This window comes from uncultured Clostridium sp., from assembly GCF_937920395.1.
Lineage (GTDB): Bacteria > Bacillota > Clostridia > Clostridiales > Clostridiaceae > Clostridium_AD.
Genome location: NZ_CALEVF010000179.1, coordinates 1 through 6341, shown reverse-complemented (window position 1 = coordinate 6341; position 6341 = coordinate 1). Strand labels below are relative to the sequence as shown.

The window sequence follows — 6341 nt, the reverse complement described above, 5'->3', positions numbered from 1 at the left end:
GTTTTATAGATATAACTGCTGTAAGACCTTCACGAACATCTTCTCCTGATAAATTTTTATCGTTATCTTTTAAAAACCCAAATTTTTTAGCATAATCATTTACTACTCTTGTCAAAGCAGTTTTGAAACCAACTAGGTGTGTTCCACCCTCTACAGTATCTATATTGTTAGCAAAAGAAAATATGTTTTCCGTGTATGTATCGTTGTACTGAAGTGCTATTTCAACAACATAATCATCCTTGCTTCCTTCCATGTATATGGTCTCATGAATTGTTCCTTTATTTCTATTTAAATAATCTACAAATGATTTTATTCCACCCTCATACAAAAATTCGTGATTCTTACCGTCTCGCTCATCTGTTAAGGTTATTCTTAATCCTTTATTTAAAAAAGCTAGTTCTCTTAATCTTTGTGATAGTGTTTCAAAATCAAAATTAATTTCTTCGAAAATTTCTGGATCCGGAGTGAAAAATACCTTTGTTCCATGTTCAGTAGTTGTTCCTATATCTACAAGTGTACTTGTAGTTTTTCCTTTAGCAAAAGTTTGTTTCCATATATGGCCATCTTTTTTAACTTCTACTTCACAAACAACAGACAGTGCATTAACTACAGATGAACCAACACCATGAAGACCACCTGATACTTTATATGCTCCACCACCAAATTTTCCACCTGCATGAAGTACTGTCATTATAACTTCTACAGTAGGTATTTTCATTTTATGATGTATTCCTACCGGCATACCACGACCATCATCTATGACAGTGATAGAATTATCCTGGTGTATTATTACATTAATATTCTTACAAAAACCTGCCAATGCCTCATCTATACTGTTATCTACAATTTCATAAACAAGATGATGAAGCCCACGAATACTGGTGCTTCCTATATACATACCAGGTCTTTTTCTTACAGCTTCTAATCCTTCAAGTACTTGTATTTGACTCTCGTCATAAACATTATTTATTTCCATGTATATCCTCCTAAATTACTCTAAAGCTCATAATATACAGTTTCTGTTCTCTTACATAAAGTTTGCGATGATATTGGTGATAGATATATTTTACTTTTTTTATCTACCTCAGCGATTACAAAAGACTTAGCAGTATTCTTTGTTATCCTTTCTACAAAACCATCTTCTTCAGCCATTCTTAAAAATTGGATAGTGTCTGAGCTATACATAGTGGCTTCTATATCAAATATTCCTATAATATCTTTTATAGGTACCACTACATTTTCTCCCAAATGTAAAAACATAACATATCCTCCTCCATAATTAATTATATTATTTAAATCTATATAATTTCTTTTACTTCACCTGCCATAACTTCAAATATCTTACTTTCAGGATTTAAATATTTTCTTATATTATTAACTCCAGTGCATGTAATTAACGTTTGAACTTCTTTTATAGAATTTAATATATATTCTTGCCTTTTTGTATCTAATTCAGACAAAACATCATCAAGTAACAATACTGGGTATTCTCCAGTAAGTTCTTTTATTATTTCAAGCGCTCCAAACTTAATTGTTAAAACTGAAGTTCTTTGCTGACCTTGAGATCCAAATATTCTAGCATCGATACCATTTAGCTGTATAGAAAAATCATCTCTATGAGGTCCTACTGATGTGGTTCTAGTTTCTATATCCCTTTTTCTATTTTTACATAAAAGCAAATAAAAGTTTTCTTTTATGTTATCTAAATCCTTAATAGGGGTTAGATATTTAATATCAATTACCTCACTTTTAGATGTTATGTTGCTATGTATTGTTTTTGATAATCTATTTAATTTTTCTATATAAGCTATTCTATCTTTTATTATTACTGCACCAAATTCACTAAGTTGTCTATCATATACATCTATAATATCACTATTTGTATTCCATTTTTTTATAGCTAAGTTTCTCTCATTTAAGATTTTTTTATATTGGGCTAAATTGTAATAATACCTGCGGCTTAGTTTACACAGTTCAATATCTAAAAATTTACGTCTATATGATGGAGATTCTTTAACTATATTTAAATCTTCAGGAGAAAACATAATCACATTAAAACTACCTACAAGCTCTGATAATTTTTGAACTTTTATAGAATTTATATTAACACCTTTTTTACCTTCTTTAAAAATTTTAATTTCTATTTTTTTATCCAGTCTTGTTTTGCATACATAAAGCTTTATATATGCTTCCGTACCATTCCAATTTATTAATTCTTTATCTCTATTGGTTCTGTGAGATTTAGCCAAACTACAATAATAAATCGCCTCTAAAATATTTGTTTTTCCTTGAGCATTATCTCCTACAAATACATTTGTACCTTTATTTAACTCTATAACTAATTCAGTATAATTTCTAAAATTTTTGAGTTGTAAATATTTTACATGCATACAATCACCTATTAAGATTATAACATATATATATAATTTTATTATTTTATATGTATAAATAAATTCTTATGTTTTTTTTATTTTAGGCATAAATTGTGCACCGAATATTATTTTATAATTTTCCGATGCACTTTTTATAATTAAAACTTTTGTTATTAAATTTATTTAAATTATTTTATATGACTCATTATTAAATTCAATTATGTCACCCTTGACTAATTTTTTACCTCTTTGAGTTTCTACAACACCATTAAGTTTAACTTCTTCATTTTTTATATAAAATTTTGCTTCCGACCCTTGTGATGCTATTCCAGCCCACTTTAAAAAAGCATCTAATTTTATTATACCTGTATCTACTTGTATTTCATTCATTTTAAAACCGCCTTTATATTAATTTTTTTAGATATACTTATTTAATTATTTGTTGCTCTTATTCTTACTGGTAATACCATGTATGTGCAGTTGTTTTTTTCTTTATTTCTTACAACACATGGATTAACACCGCTAGAAAATTCCATAACAATTTCTTCTTCATCCATTATTTTAAGGAGTTCAATTAGGTATTTTGAGTTAAATGCAATTTGAAGTGGCTCTCCTTGCAGAATTATATTTATTTCTTCTCTAGCCTTTCCCAATTGAGAATTGGATGTGATTATCATGTTATCTTCTTCTATATTAAATTTAACTAGATTGGTATTTCCCTCTTTTGCCATCAAAGAAGCACGTTCTATACAATTTAGTAATTCGGCCCTTTTAACTGTTATTTTCAAATTATATTCTTCTGGTATTATTGAGCTATATTTTATAAATTCACCTTCTAGTAACCTTGATATCACCTTAGTTTTTCCAAGATTAAATAAAATATGATTTGGTGTGAATGTTATATTTACTACTTCATCTGTTTCCTCTAGTATTTTTGATACTTCACTTAATGTCTTACCTGGAATTACAGCATTTATACTAGAATCATTATCCACTGGCTCACTTCTAAATGCAACTCTATAGCCATCTAATGCTACTAAATTAAGTTTCTTATCTTTTATTTCAAACAAAACTCCAGTTAGAATTGGTCTAGTTTCATCTTGAGCAACTGCAAAGATAGTTCCCTTCATCATGTTTTTTAATAATTTTTGAGATATTGAAAAAACCATATTTTCAATTATATCAGGCAAGCTAGGATAATCCTCACTATCCATATGTATTATAGTTGCATAAGACTTTTGACAAACTATTTTAATAGAATTATTTTCATCCGAACTTATTTCTACTGCGCTATTAGGTAACTTTCTTATAATTTCACCGAAAAGCTTAGAATCTAAAACAACACTTCCATCTTCCATAATGTCTGCAGTAATTTTAGCTTCAATACTTAAATCTATATCAGATCCTATAAGTGTTACTTCACCATTTCTGGCATCTAGTAATATTCCTTGTAATACAGGCATTGTTGATTTTCCAGTAATTGCTTTTTGAACATTTGAAATTGCTTCTTGTAACATTGATTTTTCACATATAAATTTCATAAAAAAAAGACCTCCTTATCCACATGGGAAATTGATAAAAGATAGGTAAGATAATAATAAATTATAGTAGTAATAGTAGTAGGGGCTGTTGATATGTTAAAAACCTATCTCATGCGTTACTACGTAACAAAGCTTGGTAAAACTAATTGTGGATAAGTATGCAAAAAAAAATCACAGTTATCCACAATATCAACAGTTGGGTTTTACATATTATTTTATGCACAGGAGTATATATAAATAGTATTAACATTTGTTAGTAACGTGATTATATTATTTTTGGCTTATCTTTTTAGTCAATTCTGCTATGTTATCTTGTAGATTTTCATCAACTTTAAGACCATTTGAGATCTTCTCGCATGCATGGATTACCGTTGTATGATCACGGCCTCCAAACTCTTCACCTATTTTAGGTAGCGACATATCTGTAAGTTTTCTACATAAGTACATTGCAATTTGTCTTGGAAATGTTATGTTTCTAGTTCGCCTTGAAGATTTAAAATCTTCAATTTTTAGATTAAAATAGCTAGAAACTATATCCTGAATAAGCTCAATAGTTACTTGTTTTGAATTTCTGCTAGAAATAATGTCTTTAAGTGCTTCTGATGCTAAATCTATTCCAATCTCTTTATTAGTTAGTGAAGAGAATGCTACTATTCTAATAAGTGCACCTTCTAATTCTCTTATGTTGGATTTTATTTTTGTTGCAATATAAACAAGTACCTCATTTGGAATGTCTAAATTTTCTACATCTGCTTTCTTTTTTAAAATAGCAATTCTAGTCTCAAAATCTGGTGGTTGTATATCAGCTATAAGACCCCATTCAAATCGTGATCTCAACCTATCTTCTAGAGTAGGTATCTCTTTTGGAGGTCTATCACTAGATAGAATAATTTGCTTATTTGCTTCATGAAGATCATTGAATGTATGAAAAAACTCTTCTTGTGTACGTTCTTTACCTGCAATAAATTGAATATCATCAATCAAAAGTACGTCTACATTTCTGTATTTATTTCTAAATTCTACGTTTTTATCATCTTTAATAGAATTGATAAGTTCGTTTGTAAATTTTTCAGAAGATACATAAACAACCTTAGATTTCGGATTATTTGCTAATATATAATGACCGATTGCGTGCATTAAATGCGTTTTACCAAGTCCAACACCACCATAAATAAATAGTGGGTTATATGCTTTAGCAGGAGATTCAGCTACAGCGAGAGATGCAGCGTGAGCAAACCTATTACTATTGCCAATGACAAAAGAATCAAAGGTGTATTTAGGGTTTAGTGTTGCAGACATTTCATCATTAACAATGAGATTATGTCTCTCGGCTTCTCGTTTAGCTTTAGGGGTCTCAATTTCGGCGACTTCTTCAGATAATATAAAGAATTCTATTTTATATGTTTTAGAAGTAAGTAATTTAACTGCATTCATTATTAAATCCTTATATCTATTTTCCAGAATATCTTTAGTAAAATTATTAGGAACACCTAATTTAAATGTATTATTATCTAAGGCCATAGGTTCTATACTTTTAATCCAAGTATTAAAACTAACTTCTGTAAGTTCACCTTTTATTATATTTAAGGTTTTTTCCCAGATATCTTTAATTTGGGTGCTCATTTTCTACCCTCCAGTTCAAATAAAAAAATTTTTTATGTAAAAACAAACAATATATAAACAGAGTTATAAACAATAAAATAATATATTGTAAGCTGTTGATAAATAGTGTTAAAAATATACACATGTTAATAACTATGTTTATATGTTTAGCTAAAAATAAATTGTTAACAATATATAAAAAAAGTTATTAACAGATTAAAAAAAGAATAAATCCGCTAATATAGTAAAAAGTATATAAGAAAAAAGAAGTTTAAGACAATATTGTAGTAGTTATTCACAGTTTTGTCCACAAGTTGTGAATAACTTTTAAAAAAAACAGGTTATGCACAGTTCTTTCTTATATAATATCAAAAATTAACACGGTGTTCAAGAAGTTATCCACAAAAAAATATATAAATATAAAAAATATTAACAATATTAATAAAAATGCTTATCTTGACAATATGCGTATGTGACTATATAATCTAATAGTAAAACCATAAATATGCGATTGGAAGATGGTTGCAAAGATGTTATGGTTAAATAAGGGGGTGTAGCAGATATGTTCATGACTTACCAACCGAAAAAAAGACAAAGAAAAAAAGAACACGGATTCAGAAAGAGAATGAAAACCGCTTCTGGCAGAAATATTCTTCAAAAAAGAAGACAAAAAGGTAGAAAAAGATTGACAGCATAAGGGCCGCTAATGTGGCCTTTTTCTGCAATTTGCGGAAAAGAGGGCGGCTAATATGAAGATTAATGTTAAGAAATACAGAATTAGAAAGAATACTGAATTTAGAACAGTATATAGAAGAGGAAAATCTTT

The 6341-nt window shown here is 28.5% G+C and carries 7 protein-coding genes; 1 reads left to right on the top strand and 6 read right to left on the bottom strand.

Going from position 1 to position 6341, the window contains the following annotated elements:
- From Q0649_RS11650 to dnaA, 6 genes are all read right to left on the bottom strand, one after another.
- Nucleotides 1-976, bottom strand: a 976-nt coding sequence (locus Q0649_RS11650; protein ID WP_298841910.1) for an ATP-binding protein, incomplete at its 3' end; no start/stop codon positions are given.
- A 20-nt stretch (nt 977-996) separates the two neighbouring features.
- Nucleotides 997-1260: an extracellular matrix regulator RemB gene (gene remB, locus Q0649_RS11645; RefSeq protein WP_298841905.1), complete on the bottom strand. Its 264-nt coding sequence runs from the start codon at nt 1258-1260 to the stop codon at nt 997-999.
- A gap of 38 nt (nt 1261-1298) precedes the next feature.
- A complete protein-coding gene (recF, locus tag Q0649_RS11640) occupies nt 1299-2390 on the bottom strand; it encodes a DNA replication/repair protein RecF (protein ID WP_298841903.1) in 1092 nt (363 codons plus the stop codon).
- A gap of 165 nt (nt 2391-2555) precedes the next feature.
- Nucleotides 2556-2762 carry an RNA-binding S4 domain-containing protein gene (locus Q0649_RS11635; RefSeq protein ID WP_071610914.1) on the bottom strand — a complete coding sequence of 69 codons (207 nt, stop codon included), beginning with the start codon at nt 2760-2762 and terminating at the stop codon, nt 2556-2558.
- A gap of 41 nt (nt 2763-2803) precedes the next feature.
- Nucleotides 2804-3913 carry a DNA polymerase III subunit beta gene (gene dnaN / locus Q0649_RS11630; RefSeq protein WP_298841900.1) on the bottom strand — a complete coding sequence of 370 codons (1110 nt, stop codon included), beginning with the start codon at nt 3911-3913 and terminating at the stop codon, nt 2804-2806.
- Between the two features lie 270 nt (nt 3914-4183).
- Nucleotides 4184-5536: a chromosomal replication initiator protein DnaA gene (gene dnaA, locus Q0649_RS11625; RefSeq protein ID WP_298841897.1), complete on the bottom strand. Its 1353-nt coding sequence runs from the start codon at nt 5534-5536 to the stop codon at nt 4184-4186.
- Nucleotides 5537-6077: 541 nt separating this feature from the next.
- On the opposite strand from dnaA, the gene rpmH reads away from it, so the two are divergent.
- Entirely contained in the window at nt 6078-6212 is a 135-nt protein-coding gene (gene rpmH / locus Q0649_RS11620; RefSeq protein ID WP_071614800.1) for a 50S ribosomal protein L34, read from the top strand.
- Nucleotides 6213-6341 lie beyond the last annotated feature (129 nt).